We start from the raw sequence: 19,779 nt of genomic DNA, 5'->3' as shown, positions 1-19,779 counted from the left end.
CTCCGCCCCCCGACGGAGGGCTACCCCTGCCCGTCCCGGTCCGCCACCGGGACCCGGGGCGCCACCACGGCGGCCCGGGCGTGCCGGCGGCGGAACAGGGCGGGCAGGCTCGGCGCGACGATGAAACCCTCGGCGCGCGCGCTCGCGATGCCGATCCGCGGAATCTCGCTGCTCTTCTCGAAGAGCAGGTACCGCGGTTCCCAGATCGGCCGGTACTTGGCATTCGCGCGGTACAGCGACTCGATCTGCCACCAGCGCGAGAAGAAACCCAGGATCGAACGCCACAGCCGCAGCACCGGACCGGCGCCGAGGCGCGAACCGCGCTCGAAGACGGAGCGGAACATCGCGAAGTTCAGCGACACCCGCTTCAGCCCGACCTCCTCGGCCCGCTGCAGCAGCTCGATGACCATGAACTCCATCAGGCCGTTCTCGGTGTCCCGGGCCCGGCGCATCAGGTCCAGCGAGAGCCCGTCCGGGCCCCACGGCACGAAGCTGAGCAGCGCCTTGAGCTCGCCGTCGCCGTCGTGGCACTCCAGCATCACGCAGCGGCCGTCGCCCGGGTCGCCGAGCCGGCCGAGGGCCATCGAGAAGCCGCGCTCGGTCGCGCCGTCGCGCCACTCGTCGGCCTTGGCCACCAGCTCGGCCATCTCCGTCTCCGAGATGTCCTCGTGGCGGCGGATCCGCACCGTGTACCCGGCCCGCTTGACCCGGTTGTAGGCCTGCCGGACCACCCGCATCGCGCGGCCGTCCAGCGAGAACTCGTCCAGTTCGACGATCGCCTCGTCGCCCAGCTCCAGCGCGTCCAGCCCGTGCCGGGCGTAGATCACCCCGGCCTCCTCGGAGGCGCCCATCACGGCCGGCGCCCAGGCGTGCTCGCGGGCCTCGGACAGCCAGGCGTCGATCGCGCCCGGCCAGGCCTCCGGGTCGCCGATCGGGTCGCCCGAGGCGAGCGAGACGCCGCCGATCACCCGGTAGGTGACGGCCGCCTTGCCGCTGGGGGAGAAGATCACCGCCTTGTCCCGGCGCAGCGCGAAGTAGCCGAGCGAGTCCCGATCGCCCTGCTTGTCCAGCAGGCCGCGCAGCTTCGCCTCGTCCTCGACGGTGAGCAGCTCCTTGCCGCGCGGGCTGCGGAAGGCCACGTACAGCACCAGCAGGAAGAGCACCGCGCCCATCGCGTTGATCGCGGCGTTCACCCAGGTCGGCGCGGCGATCACCGAGCGCAGGTGCTCGGACGGGGTGATCGTGATCATCCGGCCGACCGAGTAGCGGAACAGGTCCCAGAAGCCGGCGCCGGACAGCTCGTTGGTCAGCCAGACCAGCAGCGCGCCGACCGCACCGCCGAACGCCAGCCCGCCGACGAAGGTGGCCGCCGCGGTCTTCGGGTTGGAGCTGTCGCCCTTGGACGTGAACTCCTTGCGCCCGATCAGCAGCGCCAGCACGAACAGGCAGGTCAGGACGGTGGAGAAGTAGTTGAGCGGGTGGGCGCGGAAGCGCCCGTCCGGCACCAGCATGAACGCCAGGTACAGCAGCGCGAACGCCCCGCCGAGCGCCGTGTTGAAGATCCACGCGGCCCGCTTGCGCCGCCGCATCGCGATCGCGAGGAACACCGACAGCACCGCGCTGGCCAGGCCGGCGGTCATCAGGTACGGGGTGAAGTATTCGCCCTCGTTGTGCTCGTAGACCTGGTCACGGAAGGGCACCAGGAGCACCGTCGCCACGTTCAGCAGCGCGATCAGCCGCAGGTACCAGACGGAGGCCGCGGCGGCCCTCGGGCGCCAGCGGTCCAGCGCGCCGCCGGGCCGGGGCCCGTGGGACGTGGCGGACGGCTCCGACTTCACAGTGGACGACACAGCTCAATTCCAAACGATCAGATGGTGGGGCGCATCCGCAAACGGCCCGACGCCGGGCGCCCGCTCGGGCCCGACGGACTGACCGGCGACCTCACCCGGCCGACCGCACGAATGGAAGAAGCGGCCGGAAAAGGTCAGCCAACTCCATGTTTCCCCACCGAACCTGAGAATTGCGTGAACCGGGTAGCGGATTCCCACCCCCGCCGAACGGCGGGGGTGCACACCCCCGGGCGTTCGGCACCCCCCTGCCGCAACCCCTACCCTCAAAACAACCCACGCGGACCGCCCGACCCGGCCGCCCGAACCGAGGAGGCACCATCACCACCACCCGCGTGCTGATCGTCGACGACGAGATCCTGGTCCGCTCCGGCCTGGGCCTGATCGTCGGCTCCGCCGACGACCTGGAGGTGGTCGGCGACTGCTCCGGCGGCCAGGCCGAGGAGCACGTCCGGCGGCTGCGCCCGCACGTGGTGCTGCTCGACATCCGGATGCCCGACCTCGACGGCATCTCGGTGCTGCGCCGCCTGCGCGCCCTGCCCGACCCGCCCGCCGTGGCGATGCTCACCACCTTCGACACCGACGACTACATCGGCACCGCGCTGCGGGCCGGCGCGGCCGGCTTCCTGCTCAAGGACACCGCTCCCGAGCAGCTGGTGCACGCCGTCCGGGTGCTCGCGGCCGGCGGCAACATCCTCTCCCCGACCGTCACCCGCACCGTGATCGGCGGCTACGTGGACGGCGGCGGCCCGGACGCCGAGGCCACCGCGCTCGCCCGCACCCTCACCGGCCGCGAGCTCGACGTGCTCGCGCTGCTCGGCGAGGGCCTGTCCAACGCCGAGATCGCCGACCGGCTCTTCCTCGGCACCGGCACGGTCAAGGACCACATCAGCGCGATCCTCGGCAAGCTCGGCGCCGCCAACCGGGTCCAGGCCGCCGTCCTGGCCCACCGGGCCGGTCTGGTCCGGCCCAAGCCCGGCGACGGGGCATGACGGCCGCCGACCAGCTGCCGTCCAGACGGCTGCCGGCCTGGTGCACCGCGCCCTGGCTGATGCTGCTGCTGCCCGTCCTCTACTCCCTGCTGGACGCCGCCCTGGTGGCCCGGGAGGCCGCCTGGTGGCAGGTGGCGCTGTCCACGCTGGCCGCCGTCGCCCTGTTCTGGCGCCGGCGCTTCCCGGTGACCGTCCTGCTGCTCACCATGCCGGGCAGCTTCGTGGACGCGATCTGGCTGGCCCCGATCACGGCCGTCTACTCGGTGGCCGCCGAGCGTCCCCGCCCCAGGGTCGTGATCCCCTGCGGCATCCTGTTCGCCCTGGTCGAGTTCTTCCACTGGCCGCTGCCCGAGGACGTCGTCGACCTCAGCCGGGCCACCGCGCTGGACGCCATCCAGGCCGTGATGCTGGCGGCCGGGCCGGCCGCCACCGGCCTGCTCGCCCGCACCCGGCGGGAGCTGGCCGCCCGGCTGGACGAGCTGACCCGCGGCCAGGAGCGGGAGAGCCGGCTGCTGGCCGAGCGGGTGCTGATCAGCGAGCGGGGCCGGCTGGCCCGGGAGATGCACGACGTGGTCTCGCACCAGGTCAGCCTGATCAGCATCCAGGCCGGAGCGCTCCAGGTGAGCAGCGCCGACCCGGCGGCGGTGACCGCCGCCCGCACCATCCGCGAACTGTCCGTGCGGACCCTGGACGAGCTGCGCCAGATGGTCGGGGTGCTGCGCGGCACCGGCGGGCTGCCGGACGCCCCGCTGGCCCCGCAGCCCCGGCTGGCCGACCTGCCCCGGCTGATCGAGGAGAGCGGCCTGGCCGCCGACTCCGAGCTGCTCCCCGGCGACCGCCCGTGGCCGGAGGCGGTGGAGCGGGCCGCCTACCGCACCGTCCAGGAGGCGCTCACCAACATCACCAAGTACGCCCCGGAGGCGGCGGTGCACGTGCGGGTCCGGGCGAAGGGCCGCCGGCTGCGGGTCGAGGTCCGCAACGAGGCCCCGCCGGTGCACCCGGCCGAGACGCTGCCGGGCGGCGGCCACGGCCTGGTCGGCCTGCGCGAGCGCGCCCAGCTGCTGGGCGGCACCCTCACCGCCGGGCCGACCGCGGACGGCGGCTTCGAGGTCCGGGCCGAACTCCCGGCCAGCCGCGGCTGATCCGGCCCGCCCCGGAACCGGAACCCGGTACCGGTGGCCGTCGGGTCCGGACGGGACGACAAAAAAGCCCCGCAGATCCGTAGATCTGCGGGGCTTCGCTGTGCGCGAGGGGGGAGTTGAACCCCCACGCCCTTTCGGGCACTGGAACCTGAATCCAGCGCGTCTGCCTATTCCGCCACCCGCGCATGGGTGTTGTCCTCGTTGCCGACCGATCTTCCGGGGCGCTCGGTACCATCGGTACTTCGCACTTCCTTGGACCGGCCTCCCTTTCGGGCGGCCCTTCCGACGTGGAAAACATTAGCACGACCTGGGGGGCTGCTCCGAATCCGTTGCCCGGGGACCCCGGCGGCACCCGAACCGATGCCCGACGGACACCCGTACGACTGCCGGAAGGATGCTCCGACGGGCACACCTGGCGTGCCGTACCCGAAATGCGTCACCCTGTGTGTCCGAGCCCACCCCCGGGCACCACACGGTCCGGGAACCGTACGGAAGGGCCCGGCGTGGATACGATCAGTACGGAAGTACCGCAAGTAGGAGGCGCGACCGGGTCCCGGGCGGGATCCGGCCGGCAGGCAGGCGAACGAACCCTGGAAGGGGGTGCCCCATGGGAGTGCTGAAGAAGTTCGAGCAGCGGCTCGAGGGTCTCGTCAACGGCACCTTCGCCAAGGTGTTCAAGTCCGAGGTCCAGCCCGTGGAGATCGCCGGGGCGCTGCAGCGCGAGTGCGACAACAACGCGAGCATCTGGAACCGCGACCGCACCGTCGTGCCGAACGACTTCATCGTCGAGCTGAGCCCGCACGACCACGAGCGGCTCAGCCCCTACTCCGGGCAGCTCGGCACCGAGCTGGCCGGCATGGTCCGCGAGTACGCGGAGGCCCAGCGGTACACCTTCATGGGCCCGCTCCAGGTGAACCTGGAGAAGGCCGACGACCTGGACACCGGGCTGTACCGGGTGCGCAGCCGCACCCTCGCCGCCGAGGAGCCCCAGCAGCAGCAGTACGCGCCGCCGCAGCCCGGCTACGACCGTCCGCCGGCCGCCCCGGCCCCCGGCGCCCCGTGGCAGCAGCCCGGCGCCGGCCAGTACAACGCGCCCCCGCCGCCGGCCGCGCCCCCCGCGATGCCCCCCGGTCCGCCCGCGCCCGCGGGCGGCAACGTCCGGGCGTTCCCCGGCGCGGGCCACGGCGGCGCCGGGATGCGCCGCTGGATCGAGGTGAACGGCGCCCGGCACCAGATCACCGGCTCGGCCTGCGTGCTCGGCCGCTCGACCGAGGCGGACGTGCGGATCGACGACCCCGGGGTCTCCCGCAAGCACGCCGAGATCCGGCCCGGCACCCCTTCGATGGTGCTCGACCTGGGGTCCACCAACGGCATCGTGGTGGACGGACAGCACACCCAGCGCGCTACGCTCCGCGACGGCTCCCGAATCGTCGTGGGCTCCACCACCATCGTCTACCGGCAGGTCGAAGGGTAGTGTCCGAATTGTTCGCGCGCCTCGCTCACCGACTGGCGGGACGGTCATGTCAGAACTGACCCTCACGGTCATGCGTCTGGGCTTCCTGGCCGTGCTGTGGCTGTTCGTCATCGTCGCGATCCAGGTGATCCGCAGCGACCTGTTCGGCACCAAGGTGAACCCCCGCTCCTCCCGTCGCGGCACCAACGCGGCGACCGCCGGCGGCGCGGCCACCGCGACCGCCGCCCCCGCCGCGCGTGCCGCGGCGCCGACCCAGGCCGGCCCGGCGGCGGGCCAGACCCAGGGCGGCGGGGGACGCCGTCGCGGCGGCCCGACCCAGCTCGTCGTGGTGCAGGGCTCGCTGGCCGGCACCACGGTGGCGCTCCAGGGCCAGACCATCACGCTCGGCCGCGCGCACGACTCCACCATCGTGCTGGACGACGACTACGCGTCCTCCCGGCATGCCAGGATCTATCCGGATCAGACTGGGCAGTGGACGGTCGAGGATCTAGGCTCCACCAACGGCACCTATCTGGACCGGCAGCGCCTGACCGCGCCCACCCCGCTCCAGCCGGGCATGCCGATCCGTATCGGCAGGACCGTCATCGAACTGCGGAAGTAGTAGCGCATGAGGGACAGCATCCCGTCCATGACCCAGAGGGGGGCACAGGTCGCATGACCCTGGTGCTGCGCTTCGCCGCCGGCTCCCACAAGGGACTGATCCGGGAGGGGAACGAGGACTCCGGCTACGCGGGGCCGCGGCTGCTGGCCGTGGCCGACGGCATGGGCGGTGCCGCGGCCGGCGAGGTCGCGTCCTCCGAGGTGCTCGGCTCGATCGTCCGGCTGGACGAGGACGTGCCGGGCGCCGACCTGCTGACCCTGCTGGGCGACGCCGTCCAGGGCGCCAACGACCGGCTCCGGCAGATGGTCGAGGAGGACCCGCAGCTGGAGGGCATGGGCTGCACCCTGACCGCCATGCTGTGGACGGGCCAGCGGATGGGCCTGGTGCACGTCGGCGACTCCCGCGCCTACCTGCTGCGCGACGGCTCCCTGGTGCAGATCACCCAGGACCACACCTGGGTGCAGCGCCTGGTCGACGAGGGCCGGATCACGCCCGAGGAGGCCGAGACCCACCCGCAGCGCTCGCTGCTGATGCGGGCGCTGGACGGCCGCGGCCAGGTCGAGCCCGACCTGTCGATCCGCGAGGTCCGGGCCGGCGACCGCTACATGATCTGCTCCGACGGCCTCTCCGGCCCGGTCAGCCACCAGACCCTCCAGGACACCCTCGGCAGCTACTACGCGCCCGAGCAGACCGTGCAGGAGCTGATCCAGCTCGCGCTGCGCGGCGGCGGTCCGGACAACATCACCTGCATCGTGGCGGACGTCATCGACGTCGGCGCCACGGACACCATGAGCGGCCAGTTCAACGACGTCCCGGTGGTCGTCGGCGCGGTCGCCGACGCCCCGCCGTCCTCGGCCGCCGCCGACCGCTCGATCGCGGACACCCCGGCCGGCCGCGCCGCCGGCCTCGGCCGCGGCCCGCAGGGCGCCTTCGGCCCGGCCGAGGGCTACCAGGAGGGCTACGGCGCCGAGCAGGGCGGCTTCGGCCCCGCCGAGGGGTACGAGGGCGGCTACGGCTCCGGCGAGCCCTCGGTGTACGGCACCGAGGACTTCGACGAGGACCGGCCCGCCAAGCGCAAGCGCAAGGGCCTGACCGTCTCGGTGGCCGTCCTGGTCACGCTCGGCCTGCTCGGCGGCGCCGGCTGGTTCGGCTACCGGTGGACCCAGGACCAGTACTACGTCGGCACCCAGGACGACCACGTCGCGATCTACCAGGGCATCAACCAGAACCTGGCCGGCCTGAGCCTGTCCTCGGTGCACTCCTCGTACAGCAAGATCCAGCTGAAGTGGCTGCCCGAGGACCAGCAGGTCCACGTGAGGAAGACCATCTCGGTCGGCAGCATGAAGGACGCCCAGTCGACGGTCAACGAGCTCGACGGCTGGGTCCAGCTCTGCCAGCGGGCCGCGAAGGCGACCGCCCCGGCCGCACCGCCGGCCACCCAGGCGGTGCAGGCCGCGTACCTGGCCACCACGCCCACCCCGACCGAGAAGAACCGCGGCCCGGCCGCGGCGACACCAACCGCGCCTTCGGCCACGCCGACCGCTCCGGCGGCACCCGCCCCGGCGCCGAACACCACCCCTCCGGTGGCCGGCGCGCAGGGCGACCAGGCTCCGCTGACCGACGAGGAACTCAGCCGGGCCAACTCCTGCCCGAAGCCGTGACGTCCGTGATCCGACACAGGTCCGCCCCGCGCGGGCTGGCCGGCCGTCAGGGAGCGGTCACCACGTGAGCAGCTACGACCTGAGCGAAGAAACCACCCGGTCCGGCCGGCGCCGGGCGGCCGAACGCGCCGTCCCCCGCCGCCGGGGCAACACCACGATCTCCCCGCAGGAGGCGCCCAACCGGCGCAACACCGAGCTGGCCATGCTGGCCTTCGCGGTGCTGCTGCCGGTCCTCGCGTACGCCAACGTCGGCCTCGCGATGGACGGCAAGCTCCCCGCCGGCATGCTCGGCTACGGGTTCGGCATGGGCGCCCTGGCGATGGTCGCGCACCTGCTGGTGCGCCGCTTCGCCCCGTACGCGGACCCGCTGATGCTGCCGATCGCCACCCTGCTGAACGGGCTCGGGGTGGTGATGATCTGGCGGCTGGACAAGGCGGGCAAGCTGCTCAGGGGCAACTACCCGGCGGCCGAGAACCAGCTGATGTGGTCGGCCCTCGGGATCGCCGGCTTCATCGCGGTGATGGTGCTGCTGAAGGACCACCGGGTGCTCCAGCGCTACACCTACATCTCGATGGTGGTGGCCCTGGTCCTGCTCGCCGCGCCGGCCTTCTTCCCGTCCCGGGACGAGGACTTCGGCGCCAAGATCTGGATCCGGCTGGGCAGCTTCTCCATCCAGCCCGGCGAGTTCGCCAAGATCGTCCTGACGGTGTTCTTCGCCGGCTACCTGATGGTCAAGCGGGACGCCCTGGCGCTGGCCAGCCGCCGGTTCATGGGCCTGTACCTGCCGCGCGGCCGCGACCTCGGCCCGATCATCGTGATCTGGCTGCTCAGCCTGCTGATCCTGATCTTCGAGAACGACCTGGGCACGTCCTTCCTGTTCTTCGGCCTGTTCGTGGTGATGCTCTACGTCGCCACCGAGCGGACCAGCTGGATCCTGTTCGGCCTGCTGATGTCGGTCGGCGGCGCGGTCGCGGTCGCCTCGACCGCCAACCACGTGAAGATCCGCATCAACGCCTGGCTCGACCCGATGGCCGTCTTCGGCCCGAACCCGCCGAAGGGCGCCACCGAGCAGATCGGCCAGTCGCTGATGGCGCTCGGCTCCGGCGGGGTCACCGGCTCGGGCCTGGGCCAGGGCCGCTCCTGGCTGATCGGTTTCGCGGCCAAGAGCGACTTCATCCTGGGCTCCTTCGGCGAGGAGCTCGGGCTGACCGGCCTGATGGCGATCTTCCTGCTGTACGCGCTGCTGGTGCAGCGCGGCCTGCGCACCGCGCTCGCCGCCCGCGACCCGTTCGGCAAGCTGTTCGCCGTGGGCCTGTCCTCGGCGATGGCGCTGCAGGTCTTCGTCGTGGCCGGCGGTGTCACCGGGCTGATCCCGCTGACCGGTATGACCATGCCGTTCCTCGCCCAGGGCGGTTCGTCCGTGGTCGCCAACTGGGCGCTGGTCGCGATCCTGCTGAAGATCAGCGACAGCGCCCGCCGCCCCGGGGCCGAACCGGCCCCGGCCACCGAGGGCCAGGGAGGACCCGCCCGATGAACAAGCCGATCCGCCGGGTCTCGATCTTCTGCCTCGTCCTGATCCTGGCCCTGATGGTGCGCACCAACTGGGTGCAGGCCGTCCAGGCCGAGTCCTGGGCGACCGACAAGAACAACAAGCGCCAGCTGTACGACCGCTACGCCCACCCGCGCGGCAACATCATCGTCAGCGGCCAGCCGGTCACGAAGTCCGACTTCGTCAACGGCCTGCGCTACAAGTACAAGCGCTCCTGGGTCGACGGCCCGATGTACGCCCCGGTGACCGGCTACTCCTCCCAGGCCTACGGCTCCAACCAGCTGGAGAACCTGGAGGACGGCATCCTCTCCGGCACCGACGACCGGCTGTTCTTCCGCAACACCCTGGACATGCTGACCGGCGAGCAGAAGCGCGGCGGCGACGTCGTCACCACGATCAACGCCAAGGTCCAGAAGGCCGCCTTCGACGCCATGGGCAACAAGAAGGGCGCGGTGGTCGCCGTCGACCCGAAGACCGGCGCGATCCTGGCGCTGGTCTCCACCCCGTCCTACGACCCCGGCACCTTCGCCGGCGGCGAGGCGGCCGACACCAAGGCCTGGACGGACCTCAACGCGGACCCGAACAAGCCGATGCTCAACCGGGCGCTGAAGGAGACCTATCCGCCCGGCTCGACCTTCAAGCTGGTCACCGCGACCGCCGCGTTCGAGAACGGCCGCTACCAGAGCATCGACGACGCCACGGACACGCCCGAGCCGTACATCCTCCCGAACACGAACACCCAGCTGAAGAACGAGAGCCCGAACGAGCGCTGCGAGAACGCCACCATCAAGTCCGGGATGGACCAGTCCTGCAACACGGTCTTCGCCAAGATGGGCGCTGACCTGGGCAAGGAGCGGATGCGGGCGCAGGCAGAGAAGTTCGGCTTCAACAGCACGATCGACACCCCGGTCCGGTCCGAGAAGAGCGTCTTCCCGGACAGCCCGAGCCTGGACGGCACCGCCCAGGACTCGATCGGCCAGCACGACACCCGCGCCACCCCGCTCCAGATGGCCATGGTCTCCGCCGCGATCGCCAACAACGGCAGCCTGATGCAGCCGTACCTGGTCGACCAGGAGCGCTCGGCCACGCTGACCACCGTCTCCAAGCACACCGAGAAGCAGTTCTCGCAGCCGATGAGCCCGGCCACCGCGCAGAAGATGCAGGACCTGATGGTCTCGGTGGTCGAGAACGGCACCGGCAGGAACGCCCAGATCCCCGGCCTCCAGGTCGGCGGCAAGACCGGCACCGCGCAGCACGGCGAGGACAACGCCGGACTGCCCTTCGCCTGGTTCACCTCCTGGGCCAAGGCCCCGGACGGCCAGTCGGTCGCGGTCGCGGTGGTGGTCGAGGACGGTTCCCAGAACCGCGACGGCATCAGCGGCGGCCGGCTCGCGGCCCCGATCGCCAAGGCGGTGATGCAGGCCGCACTCGGCAAGTAGGAGCGGGGATCCGGGGTGAGGGGAACGTCACGATCGGCGCTCCCGTCCGGATACCGGTCTGATATCGGCCGACGGCTGACTCCGGTCCAGTGCGGTGCGACCGGTAGCGTATCCGCCAGCAGCGGGTGTGCCCGTTGCCGCCCGCGAGGCACCGCACGGCCCGGCCGGAGAACCGGTCGCGGACCGCGCGGCGTCACCCAGAGCGTGCGGGGACACCTACGTCACAACCTCACCGGCGGGTGAGGGAGAGGGTCGGAACTATGGAAGAGCCTCGTCGCCTCGGCGGCAGGTACGAGCTCGGCGGCGTCCTCGGACGCGGCGGCATGGCCGAGGTGTACCTCGCCCATGACACCCGACTCGGCCGCTCCGTCGCAGTGAAGACGCTCCGGGCCGACATGGCCCGGGATCCGTCGTTCCAGGCCCGCTTCCGCCGCGAGGCGCAGTCGGCGGCGTCCCTGAACCACCCCGCGATCGTCGCCGTGTACGACACCGGCGAGGACTACATCGACGGCATCTCCATCCCGTACATCGTGATGGAGTACGTCGAGGGGTCCACGCTGCGCGAGCTGCTGCACTCCGGCCGCCGGCTGCTGCCCGAGCGCGCCCTGGAGATGACCATCGGCATCCTCCAGGCCCTGGAGTACTCGCACCGGGCCGGCATCGTGCACCGCGACATCAAGCCGGCCAACGTGATGCTGACCCGGCAGGGCAACGTCAAGGTCATGGACTTCGGCATCGCCCGTGCGATGGGTGACGCCGGTATGACCATGACGCAGACCTCGGCCGTCATCGGCACCGCCCAGTACCTCTCCCCCGAGCAGGCCAAGGGCGAGCAGGTCGACGCCCGCTCCGACCTCTACTCCACCGGCTGCCTGCTCTACGAGCTGCTGACCGTCCGCCCGCCGTTCGTCGGCGACTCGCCGGTCGCGGTGGCCTACCAGCACGTCCGGGAGGAGCCGCAGCCGCCGTCGGTCTTCGACCCCGAGGTGCGCCCCGAGATCGACGCGATCGTCCTGAAGGCGCTCGCCAAGGACCGCGACTACCGCTACCAGAGCGCCGACGAGATGCGCGACGACATCGAGCGCTTCCTCGACGGCCTGCCGGTGGCCGCCGCCCAGCAGGCCGCCTACGGCATGGGCGCCGCCGGGTACGGCTACGACCAGAACGGCTACCCGCAGCAGCACGACCCGTACGGCCAGACCAACGTGCTGCCGCAGCAGCCCGGCGGCGGTCCGACCACCGTCCTGCCGCAGGCCTCCGGGCAGCCCGGCTACGGGCAGCAGGGCGGCTACCAGGACGACGGCTACGGCCAGACCTACGCCGGCGCCGCGGGCGGCGGCAACGACGGCTACGACGACGGCTACGGGCGCGGCGGCCGGCGCGGCGAGGACCAGCCGAAGAAGAGCAACACCTCCTGGATCGTGCTGGCGGTGGCCGCCGTGCTGGTCCTGGTCGGCACCTTCTTCGTCGCCCAGGCGGTGTTCGGCGACAAGGGCGGCAAGGACGCCGCCAAGGTCACCGTCCCGAACCTGGTCGGCAAGACCCTGGCCGAGGCCAAGACGGCCGCCGCCGCGGCCGGTCCCAAGCTGGTGGTGGCCGAGGGCGAGAAGGTCGCCTGCCCGGACACCGCCATCAAGAAGGACCAGGTCTGCACCCAGAACCCGGTCTCGGGCACCCAGGTCGTCGAGACCGGCACCATCACGGTGCAGATCTCCTCGGGCCCGGCCAAGGCGCAGCTCCCCAGCGTGGTCGGCAAGCCCAAGGACCAGGCCACCAAGGCGCTCGCCGACCTCGGCTTCACCAACGTGACCACCGAGTACAAGGACGACGACAACGCCGCGCAGGACACCGTCACCGCCCAGGACCCGGCGGCCAACGCGGCCGTCGACCCGAGCGCCGCGATCAAGCTGACCGTGTCGCAGGGCAAGGCCAAGGTGAACGTCCCGAACGTGGTCGGCTCCCAGAAGGAGGACGCGCAGGCGACCCTCCAGGGCCTCGGCTTCCAGGTGGACGCCTCGAAGACCACGCCGGCCCCCGACCCGAGCAAGGTCAACACCGTCGCCTTCCAGTCGGTCCCGGCCAACACCAAGGCCCCGGCCAACACCAAGATCGCGCTGACCATCTTCAAGGCGCAGGACAAGCCCCAGGTCCCGCCGCTGGCGAACGTCAAGCTGTCGGACGCCGCCAACCAGCTGAAGGCACTCGGCCTGACGTACATGGTGGTCAGCGGCCCCGCGGACCCGAACGCGACGGTGCAGCAGAGCAACCCGCCGGCCGGCACCCAGGTCGACCCGAACACCCAGATCCAGCTGTACACCAAGGCGGCCGAGCCGCCCAAAGGGGGCGACCCCACCACCCCACCCGCCAAAGGGGACCACTAGGCCTCCGATATTCCCCTGGTTCGACTGAGCCGGGGGCGGAAGCCCGGGTGACTCCCGCGGAACCGCCCGAGGGCCCGCCGCAACGCTTGCGGCGGGCCCTCGGGCGTTCTGCTCCGGTGCCGCCCCGGGCGGGTCTCCCCGGGCGTTCCGCACCGGCCCCAGGAGGCCCGTGAGGGGCCTCAGGAGTGCCGCAGCTCCGGCGGCGGGGTGCGCTTGGCGTCCATGTCGTCCACCCGCACCAGGCTGCCCCAGACGGCCATCCGGTAGCGCGAGGTGTACACCGGCGTGCAGGTGGTCAGGGTGATGTAGCGGCCGGGCCCGGCGTAGCCGGAGCGGGCCGGCACGGGCGCCACGATGCCGGTGTCGTACTTGGACGTCTCCGCCAGGGTGCTGTCGACCTTGTAGACGTACCACTTGTCCTGGGTCTCGACCACGACCGCGTCGCCCTGGCGGACGGCGTCCAGGGCGTGGAACTTGGCACCGTGGCCGTCCCGGTGGGCGGCCAGCGCGAAGTTGCCCTCCTGGTCCCAGGGCATCGCGGCCCGGTACGGCTGCTCGTACACGCCGGCCACGCCGTCGTCCAGGACCTCGGTGGAGGTGCCCATCCGGATCAGCACCTGGAAGTCCCGGCCCATCGCCGGGACGTGCAGGAAGCCGACGTCGGCCCCGACCGCGAACTGCCTCGACGCGGACGCGGGCGGGGCTCCGGGGCCGCCGGGCGCACCGGAGGCTCCGGGGGCCGGGGCGGCACCGGGCGCGGCCGAGGGACCCGGGTCCGGGCCGGCGGCCCAGCTGCTGCGCAGCCGGTCGGCGGCCTCCGAGGCCGAGCGGTCCGCCTGCACGTTGGTCCACCACAGCGAGTAGGCCACGAACAGGCCGAGCACCAGGCCCAGGGTGATCAGCAGCTCGCCGAAGACCCCCAGCGCGGCCAGCGCCCGGCTCCGTCCCCGCCCGGCGCGCGGATCGCGCGGATCGGGCGGGGAGAAGGCCTCCTGCGCCGGTTCGGCCGACTGCGCGGTCTCGTCCTGCATCTGCGGTGCTCCCCCTCCGGGCCGGACGGCCGGGCGGCTACCCGCCCGTGATCGCGGCCGGCTTGCCCTGGGCACGCGGCCGTTCCTCGATCATCTTGCCAAAGACGATGAGACGGAACTTGGAGGTGAACTCCGGGGTGCACGTGGTCAGCGTGATGTAGCGGCCGGGCCCCGGGTACCCGGCGCCGTTCGGCACCGGCTTGATCACGCTCACGTTGTTCGGGGAGGTCTCCGGGATGCCCCCGGTGACCTCGTAGGTGTAGTAGCCGGCGGCGGTCTCCACCACGATCTTGTCGCCCTTGCCGAGCTGGTTGATGTACCGGAACGGCTCGCCGTGGGTGTTGCGGTGGGCGGCCAGCGCGAAGTTGCCCGCCTTGTCGCCCGGCATCCCGGTGCCGGAGTAGTGGCCGACCAGGCCGTTGTCGAGCACCGCCGACTTGGAGGTGCCCTCGGCGATCGGGAACTTCAGCCCCAGCTTGGGCAGGTGGATGATGGCGAAGCCCTTGCCGGGCTCGAACACCTCGGGCTTGTTCGGGTCCGGCGCCGGCTGGCCCGGCTTGGCGGGCGCGGCCGCGTTGAACTGCTGCTCCAGCTCGTTGCGGGCCCCGTCGGCGGCCTGGTCGGCCTGCACGTTGGTCCACCAGAGCTGGTACGCCACGAAGAGCAGCATCACCACGCCGAGCGTTATGCACAGCTCGCCGACGCCCCGGGCGGCCACCACCAGCAGGGACTCCTTGGGGCGCACCCGCCCGGCGGCGCGGCCGCCCGCCCGGCGCCGGCCGTTGCCGGAGCGCAGCGAGGTGCGGCCCTGGGCGGCCCGGCGGCGCTCGGCCCGGCCGCCGGTCGGGGCCGGTTCGGCCGGCGCGCCGAGGTCCGGGGGCAGCCGCAGCTGGAGGGTCTGGTCGGGCAGCCAGGGGTACTCGGGCCCGTCCACGATGGGTTCCTGGGCCTGCTCGTACACGCCCCAGGCGTCCTCGGGAGCGGTCTGCACCGGGTGCTGCGGGTGGGGCGCACCGCCGGTGCCGTCGTCCTGGCCCGGGTACCGGGGCCCGCCGTACTGCTGCACGGTGCCGTACGGGTCCGCCTCCGGCTGGAAGCGCCCCTCCGGACGCAGCGCGGTCACGCCGGTCAGCCTCGGCCGATCACCGGGGCGAGCCCGGCCGACCGGTCGACCGCCTGCGGGAAGCCGCACTCCGCGAGCCAGTTGGCGAGCATCCGGTGGCCGCCCTCGGTGAGCACCGACTCGGGGTGGAACTGCACGCCCTCGACCGGCAGTTCACGGTGCCTCAGGCCCATGATCACGCCGCTCTCGGTGCGCGCGGTGACCACCAGCTCGGCCGGCACGGTGGCCGGCTCGACCGCGAGCGAGTGGTAGCGGGTCGCGGTCAGCGGCGAGGGCAGGCCCTCGAAGACGCCGCCGTCCTCGTGCTCGACCGGCGAGGTCTTGCCGTGCAGCAGCTCGGGCGCCCGGCCGACCACCGCGCCGTACGCGGCCGCGATCGACTGCAGGCCCAGGCAGACGCCGAACACCGGCAGCCCGATCCGCGCGCAGTGGTGCACCATCTCGATGCAGACCCCGGCCTCCTCGGGGGCACCGGGCCCGGGGGAGAGCAGCACCCCGTCGAAGCCCTCCTCGCCGGAGCGGCGGACGGCGTGCTCGACGGTCACCTCGTCGTTGCGCACCACCTCGCAGGTGGCGCCGAGCTGGTACAGGTACTGGACCAGGTTGAAGACGAAGCTGTCGTAGTTGTCCACCACCAGGATGCGGGGCGGGGTCGTCCGGGTCGTCATGCGCGCGTGGTCTCCGTGGGGTGCGGTGCGGGAGGGGAGGGCCGGGCCCGCCGGCTCAGCCGGTCGCGGCGCCGTCGCCGCCGTCCACTGTGACGTCGCCGAAGGGGAGCAGCGGTTCCGCCCACGGGAAGACGTAGGTGAAGAGGAGGTAGACGATCCCCACGACGAGGAGCAGCGAGACGACGGCCCGGACCAGGGTGTTCCCCGGGAGGTGACGCCAGATCCAGCCGTACATGGTGCTCCCTCGACGTAGCGGACTGGGTTAAAGAGTAGACCCGCCGTGCACGGCCGCGGGGCCGGTCCGCTACTGCTGCCCGCCCGCCGACCGCAGCTCGGTGGTGCCGGAGTAGCCGGGCAGGTTCAGCTCGCCGCTCTCCTGGACCTTCCAGCCCAGCCCGTAGGCCTGGACGTACTGGAGGTACTTGCGGATCGTCGGGTCCGCGTCGACGGCCGAGCGCAGGGCGTCGGTCCGGCCGACCGCCTTGACGACGTACGGCGGGGAGTAGACCCGGCCCTGCAGCAGCAGGGTGTTGCCGACGCAGCGGACGGCGCTGGTGGAGATCAGGCGCTGGTCCATCACCTGCACGCCCTCGGCGCCGCCCCGCCACAGCGCGTTGACCACGGCCTGGATGTCCTGCTGGTGGATGACCAGGTCGTTGACGCCGGGCTCGGCCACCCCCGGGATGCGCGCGGTGGCGTTCGGCGGGGCGTCGTTGAGGGTGACGGTCAGGCCGCCGCCCTGGAGCGGCTCCAGCGCGGCGCCCGAGCGCAGGCCGTCCAGCCGCGCGAGGTCGGCGGGGTCGTGTCCCTGCTGCTCGGTGAGCTGCTGGGCGCGGGTCTGGAGGTCGGCGAGCTGGGACTGCGCCTGCTGGTTCTGCGCGCTGCGCTGGCGGATCACGTCGCCGAGGCTGAGCAGCGAGTTGTCGGTCCGCAGGTCGGTGCCGCGGGCGGTCTGCGCGCTGATGTAGAAGAGCAGACCGGCGAGCGCGAAGACGGCGCAGGTCAGGGCACGTCCGACAATTCGGGTGCCGGAGCGGCGGGTAGGGGCCGGCTCGGGGGGAATCGACAAATTAGTCACCGTACCCTTATCTCCTCAAGACCCGCCGAGCCACTACGCTAACGGACGCCGGTGGCACGTGGCGGAGCGGTCCCCAGGACGTCCTCCACGGCGACGGCGGCCGATTCGATTCCACCCGCTGCACCCCGCGCGGTCTCACAGCGCATCGACAGGAGAGCTCCTCGTGCCGAAGTCTCGACTCCGCAAGAAGTCCGACTACACCCCGCCGACGACGGCCGCGGTGAAGATCAGTTCGGGCCGCGGTTGGGTCGCACCGCTGATGCTGGCACTGTTCCTGATCGGCCTGGTGTGGATCGTCACCTACTACGTGACCAGCGGCAGCTACCCGGTCGAGAGCTGGCGGAACTGGAACATCCTGGTCGGCTTCGGCTTCATCGCCGCGGGGTTCGGCGTCTCCACCCAGTGGAAGTGACGGCCCGCCCGTCCTGAGGCTCTGACCGAGCCGTTTCCCGCCGTTCCGGATCGCTCGTCCCGGGACGGCGGTCAGGCGTGCCCGGAACCGGGCGGGAAACCGGCCGTTTGTCCCCCCATCGGACTGTCGTGCTTATCCACATGGTTATCCACACTGGGGAAAAGTCTCCCCAGCCTGTGGATAACTTTCCCGCGACGGGCCGTCCACAGCTGTGCACAACTCCTCGGGAACGAGAGAACCGCACAGCGGGACACGCGTAGAACAGCAGTCCACAACCGGACGGCCGCACAGCCTGTGCACAACCCCGCACCCGCTGTGGACAAACGCGCGAACGGTCAGGCCCCGTAGAGCGCCATCCCGGTCAGCAGCATCCCCGCCTCGACCGCCACCGCACCCGCCAGCGCCAGCGCCTGGACCGGGCCGCGGCGCTCGCGCGGGGCGTACATCAGGCCGGCCGCCGCCAGGGAGCCCAGCAGCAGGCCGCCCACGTGCGCCCGCCAGTCGATGCCCGGGCGGGAGAACGTGACGATCAGGTTGAAGACCAGGAACGCCATCGCCGGGCCGAGCGGGCCCCGGTTCCGCAGTTGCAGCACGATCGTGGCGCCGATCAGCCCGAAGACCGCCCCGGAGGCACCCACCGAGTTCATCAGGTCGCCGGCCACCAGGAAGGCGAAGGTGCTGCCGCCCAGGCCCGAGACCAGGTACAGGGCCAGGAAGCGCAGCCGGCCGAGCGCCTCCTCCAGCGGCGGGCCGAGCCAGAACAGCACCAGCATGTTCATCCCGACGTGCCACCACTCCAGGTGCAGGAAGGTGGCGGTCAGCAGCCGGTACCACTGGTCCGGGCCGTCGGCGATGCCCGCCGGGCCGCCGAGGATGTCCCGCCCGGCGCTGAACAGCGACCAGGTCTGGCCCAGCCGGGGCGTGAGCACGTAGGCCGCCAGCACCCAGACCACGACGTTGAGGCCGATCAGCACCCGGGTGACCAGCCCGCCGTCGGCCGCCAAGGCCCCGCCGAACCGGGTGGTCGCCTGCCGCGACCCGGCGTGGCCCGCGCCGACGCACTCCGGGCACTGGAAGCCCACCGAGGCGGCCACCATGCACTGCGGGCAGATCGGCCGCTCGCAGCGGGTGCAGGAGACCCCGGTGGGGGTCTGCGGGTGCCGGTAGCAGCCGGGCGGGCCGGCCTCCGGGGACCGACCGGCCGACGGCCGCGGCTCGTCCGGGAGCATCAGCGGTGTCCCCTTCCCGTACACGACCTCCGAAACCGCCAGCCTACTGCCGCACCCCCGCCCCCGGACCGGCTCCCCCGCAACATCCCACCCGCCGCACGGCGCGCCGGACAGCACCCGCCCCCGCCGTGCCCTCCCGCCCCGCCGACACCCTCGCGCCACCCCGCCGGGACCCGCGAACCCGCGAACGGCCCACTCCGACCTGCCTTCGGACAAATCAGGATGCATGATCAGCATTCAGGTGGATATGTGCATATAGGACGCCACCCAGGAGGAGAGACTCGTGAGCTTTTCGGATTCGGCCCGAGAGACGGCCACCAGGACCCGGGACACCGCCGCACAGTTCGCGGACGGCGCCAAGCAGCGCCTCGGCCCCGCCTTGGACGCCTTCGGCCCGAAGGCCGCGCTGGCCGCCCACAACCTCCGCATCCAGTACGACAAACATGTCGCCCCGCAGTTCGGCCACGCCTTCGCCAGCCTGCCGCCGGAGGCCCAGCAGAACGTCCTGAAGGCCCTCCACCGGGCCCAGGAGGCCGCTCTGGCGGCCCGCCTGTCCGCCGCCCGGGCCGCCGACCAGGCCCGCGCCACGGTGGCCCCCAGGGTCGCCCACGCGGTCGAGGAGGCCCGCGCCACCGTGGGCCCGGTCGCCCACGAGGCCCAGACCCGGGGTGCCGCCGCGCTGACCGCCCTCCAGGGCAACGTCAGTTCGGCCGAGATCAGCGAGCTGGCCGCCCGGAACGCCAGGAAGAAGGACTGCAACCGCGTGGCCACCGGCCTGACCGTGGCCGGCCTGCTGGCGATCGGCGGCGGCATCGTGGCCTGGCAGTGGTGGCGCCGGCACAGCAACCCGGAGTGGCTGGTCGAACCGCCGGCCCCACAGGAGCCCCGGCCGGCCGGCGCGCACGCCGCGTCCGCCCCGGTGAACGGCTCCGGCCCGGAGGCCACCGCCGAGTCCGCGGACGGCGCCCCGGTCACGGAGAACGACGGCCCCGCCACCGAGGACGGCCCCGAGCCGCACTGACCGCGCGGAAAAGCCCGGGAAAGCCCGGAAAAGCCGATCGGGGCGGCGCCCCCGGAGGGGGGGGGGGGGAGAAACGGAACAGCCCCCAAATGAGGAGGGAATAAAAAATGAAAGAGGCCAAGAGGAAAACA

Annotated in this window: 17 protein-coding genes and 1 tRNA gene; 10 read left to right on the top strand and 8 right to left on the bottom strand. The window is 72.2% G+C overall.

Going from position 1 to position 19,779, the window contains the following annotated elements; genetic code table 11:
* Positions 1 to 20: 20 nt before the first annotated feature.
* Positions 21 to 1,850, bottom strand: a complete 1,830-nt coding sequence (locus ACFWP2_RS38340) for a phosphatidylglycerol lysyltransferase domain-containing protein (protein ID WP_380460529.1) — start codon at positions 1,848 to 1,850, stop codon at positions 21 to 23.
* A 335-nt stretch (positions 1,851 to 2,185) separates the two neighbouring features.
* Between ACFWP2_RS38340 and ACFWP2_RS38335 the strand changes: the two genes are divergently transcribed.
* Both ACFWP2_RS38335 and ACFWP2_RS38330 read left to right on the top strand, forming a co-directional pair.
* Positions 2,186 to 2,839 carry a response regulator gene (locus ACFWP2_RS38335; protein ID WP_380460544.1) on the top strand — a complete coding sequence of 218 codons (654 nt, stop codon included), beginning with the start codon at positions 2,186 to 2,188 and terminating at the stop codon, positions 2,837 to 2,839.
* Entirely contained in the window at positions 2,836 to 3,981 is a 1,146-nt protein-coding gene (locus ACFWP2_RS38330; protein WP_380460527.1) for a sensor histidine kinase, read from the top strand. Before ACFWP2_RS38335 ends, ACFWP2_RS38330 begins: the two co-directional genes overlap by 4 nt.
* 101 nt (positions 3,982 to 4,082) lie before the next feature.
* Here ACFWP2_RS38330 and ACFWP2_RS38325 read toward each other — a convergent pair.
* Positions 4,083 to 4,166: transfer RNA gene (locus ACFWP2_RS38325), tRNA-Leu, on the bottom strand.
* A 422-nt stretch (positions 4,167 to 4,588) separates the two neighbouring features.
* Here ACFWP2_RS38325 and ACFWP2_RS38320 point away from each other — a divergent pair.
* The 6 genes from ACFWP2_RS38320 to pknB all read left to right on the top strand — a co-directional run bounded on the left by ACFWP2_RS38320 (position 4,589) and on the right by pknB (position 13,086).
* Complete coding sequence (locus tag ACFWP2_RS38320) at positions 4,589 to 5,455, top strand: FhaA domain-containing protein (RefSeq protein WP_380460525.1); 867 nt, start codon at positions 4,589 to 4,591, stop codon at positions 5,453 to 5,455.
* A gap of 46 nt (positions 5,456 to 5,501) precedes the next feature.
* On the top strand, positions 5,502 to 6,056 hold the full coding sequence (locus tag ACFWP2_RS38315) for an FHA domain-containing protein (protein ID WP_360352567.1): 555 nt from the start codon (positions 5,502 to 5,504) through the stop codon (positions 6,054 to 6,056).
* Positions 6,057 to 6,109: 53 nt separating this feature from the next.
* A complete protein-coding gene (locus tag ACFWP2_RS38310) occupies positions 6,110 to 7,717 on the top strand; it encodes a PP2C family protein-serine/threonine phosphatase (protein WP_380460522.1) in 1,608 nt (535 codons plus the stop codon).
* 157 nt (positions 7,718 to 7,874) lie between these two features.
* Positions 7,875 to 9,251 (top strand): FtsW/RodA/SpoVE family cell cycle protein, encoded by a 1,377-nt coding sequence (locus tag ACFWP2_RS38305; RefSeq protein WP_380460542.1) that lies wholly within the window; start codon positions 7,875 to 7,877, stop codon positions 9,249 to 9,251.
* Positions 9,248 to 10,705 carry a peptidoglycan D,D-transpeptidase FtsI family protein gene (locus tag ACFWP2_RS38300; RefSeq protein ID WP_380460520.1) on the top strand — a complete coding sequence of 486 codons (1,458 nt, stop codon included), beginning with the start codon at positions 9,248 to 9,250 and terminating at the stop codon, positions 10,703 to 10,705. Before ACFWP2_RS38305 ends, ACFWP2_RS38300 begins: the two co-directional genes overlap by 4 nt.
* 260 nt (positions 10,706 to 10,965) lie before the next feature.
* Entirely contained in the window at positions 10,966 to 13,086 is a 2,121-nt protein-coding gene (gene pknB / locus ACFWP2_RS38295; protein WP_380460518.1) for a Stk1 family PASTA domain-containing Ser/Thr kinase, read from the top strand.
* Positions 13,087 to 13,265: 179 nt separating this feature from the next.
* Here the strand turns inward: pknB and ACFWP2_RS38290 are convergent, their stop codons facing one another.
* The 5 genes from ACFWP2_RS38290 to ACFWP2_RS38270 form a co-directional block, all read right to left on the bottom strand.
* Positions 13,266 to 14,117, bottom strand: coding sequence for a class E sortase (locus tag ACFWP2_RS38290; RefSeq protein WP_380460516.1), 852 nt, complete (start codon positions 14,115 to 14,117; stop codon positions 13,266 to 13,268).
* Positions 14,118 to 14,154: 37 nt separating this feature from the next.
* Entirely contained in the window at positions 14,155 to 15,240 is a 1,086-nt protein-coding gene (locus ACFWP2_RS38285; protein ID WP_380460514.1) for a class E sortase, read from the bottom strand.
* Positions 15,241 to 15,245: 5 nt separating this feature from the next.
* The gene (locus ACFWP2_RS38280) at positions 15,246 to 15,908 is read right to left on the bottom strand and encodes an aminodeoxychorismate/anthranilate synthase component II (protein WP_380460512.1); all 663 of its coding nucleotides are present in this window, start codon (positions 15,906 to 15,908) and stop codon (positions 15,246 to 15,248) included.
* Positions 15,909 to 15,963: 55 nt separating this feature from the next.
* Positions 15,964 to 16,143, bottom strand: a complete 180-nt coding sequence (locus ACFWP2_RS38275) for a hypothetical protein (RefSeq protein WP_380460510.1) — start codon at positions 16,141 to 16,143, stop codon at positions 15,964 to 15,966.
* Between the two features lie 69 nt (positions 16,144 to 16,212).
* Positions 16,213 to 16,977, bottom strand: coding sequence for a DUF881 domain-containing protein (locus ACFWP2_RS38270; protein WP_380460508.1), 765 nt, complete (start codon positions 16,975 to 16,977; stop codon positions 16,213 to 16,215).
* A 172-nt stretch (positions 16,978 to 17,149) separates the two neighbouring features.
* Here ACFWP2_RS38270 and crgA point away from each other — a divergent pair, with 172 nt between their 5' ends.
* Positions 17,150 to 17,398 (top strand): cell division protein CrgA, encoded by a 249-nt coding sequence (gene crgA, locus ACFWP2_RS38265; protein ID WP_270145659.1) that lies wholly within the window; start codon positions 17,150 to 17,152, stop codon positions 17,396 to 17,398.
* Between the two features lie 335 nt (positions 17,399 to 17,733).
* Here the strand turns inward: crgA and ACFWP2_RS38260 are convergent, their stop codons facing one another.
* Positions 17,734 to 18,627 carry a rhomboid family intramembrane serine protease gene (locus tag ACFWP2_RS38260; protein WP_380460505.1) on the bottom strand — a complete coding sequence of 298 codons (894 nt, stop codon included), beginning with the start codon at positions 18,625 to 18,627 and terminating at the stop codon, positions 17,734 to 17,736.
* 283 nt (positions 18,628 to 18,910) lie between these two features.
* On the opposite strand from ACFWP2_RS38260, the gene ACFWP2_RS38255 reads away from it, so the two are divergent.
* A complete protein-coding gene (locus ACFWP2_RS38255; RefSeq protein WP_380460503.1) occupies positions 18,911 to 19,648 on the top strand; it encodes a DUF5324 family protein in 738 nt (245 codons plus the stop codon).
* The last annotated feature ends 131 nt before the right edge of the window (positions 19,649 to 19,779 follow it).

Source organism: Kitasatospora sp. NPDC058444, assembly GCF_042721415.1.
In the GTDB taxonomy this organism is placed as follows: domain Bacteria; phylum Actinomycetota; class Actinomycetes; order Streptomycetales; family Streptomycetaceae; genus Kitasatospora.
The sequence above is the reverse complement of the archived record's forward strand: the minus strand, read 5'-3'. Positions and strand labels throughout refer to the sequence as shown.

What these genes read in the sequence shown, in the direction of transcription:
- ACFWP2_RS38330 (WP_380460527.1), top strand. Translation starts at nt 2,836, where the DNA reads ATGACGGCCGCCGACCAGCTGCCGTCCAGACGGCTGCCGGCCTGGTGC.
- ACFWP2_RS38320 (WP_380460525.1), top strand. Translation starts at nt 4,589, where the DNA reads ATGGGAGTGCTGAAGAAGTTCGAGCAGCGGCTCGAGGGTCTCGTCAAC.
- ACFWP2_RS38315 (WP_360352567.1), top strand. Translation starts at nt 5,502, where the DNA reads ATGTCAGAACTGACCCTCACGGTCATGCGTCTGGGCTTCCTGGCCGTG.
- ACFWP2_RS38310 (WP_380460522.1), top strand. Translation starts at nt 6,110, where the DNA reads ATGACCCTGGTGCTGCGCTTCGCCGCCGGCTCCCACAAGGGACTGATC.
- ACFWP2_RS38300 (WP_380460520.1), top strand. Translation starts at nt 9,248, where the DNA reads ATGAACAAGCCGATCCGCCGGGTCTCGATCTTCTGCCTCGTCCTGATC.
- pknB (WP_380460518.1), top strand. Translation starts at nt 10,966, where the DNA reads ATGGAAGAGCCTCGTCGCCTCGGCGGCAGGTACGAGCTCGGCGGCGTC.
- ACFWP2_RS38290 (WP_380460516.1), bottom strand. Translation starts at nt 14,117, where the DNA reads ATGCAGGACGAGACCGCGCAGTCGGCCGAACCGGCGCAGGAGGCCTTC.
- ACFWP2_RS38280 (WP_380460512.1), bottom strand. Translation starts at nt 15,908, where the DNA reads ATGACGACCCGGACGACCCCGCCCCGCATCCTGGTGGTGGACAACTAC.
- ACFWP2_RS38275 (WP_380460510.1), bottom strand. Translation starts at nt 16,143, where the DNA reads ATGTACGGCTGGATCTGGCGTCACCTCCCGGGGAACACCCTGGTCCGG.
- ACFWP2_RS38260 (WP_380460505.1), bottom strand. Translation starts at nt 18,627, where the DNA reads ATGCTCCCGGACGAGCCGCGGCCGTCGGCCGGTCGGTCCCCGGAGGCC.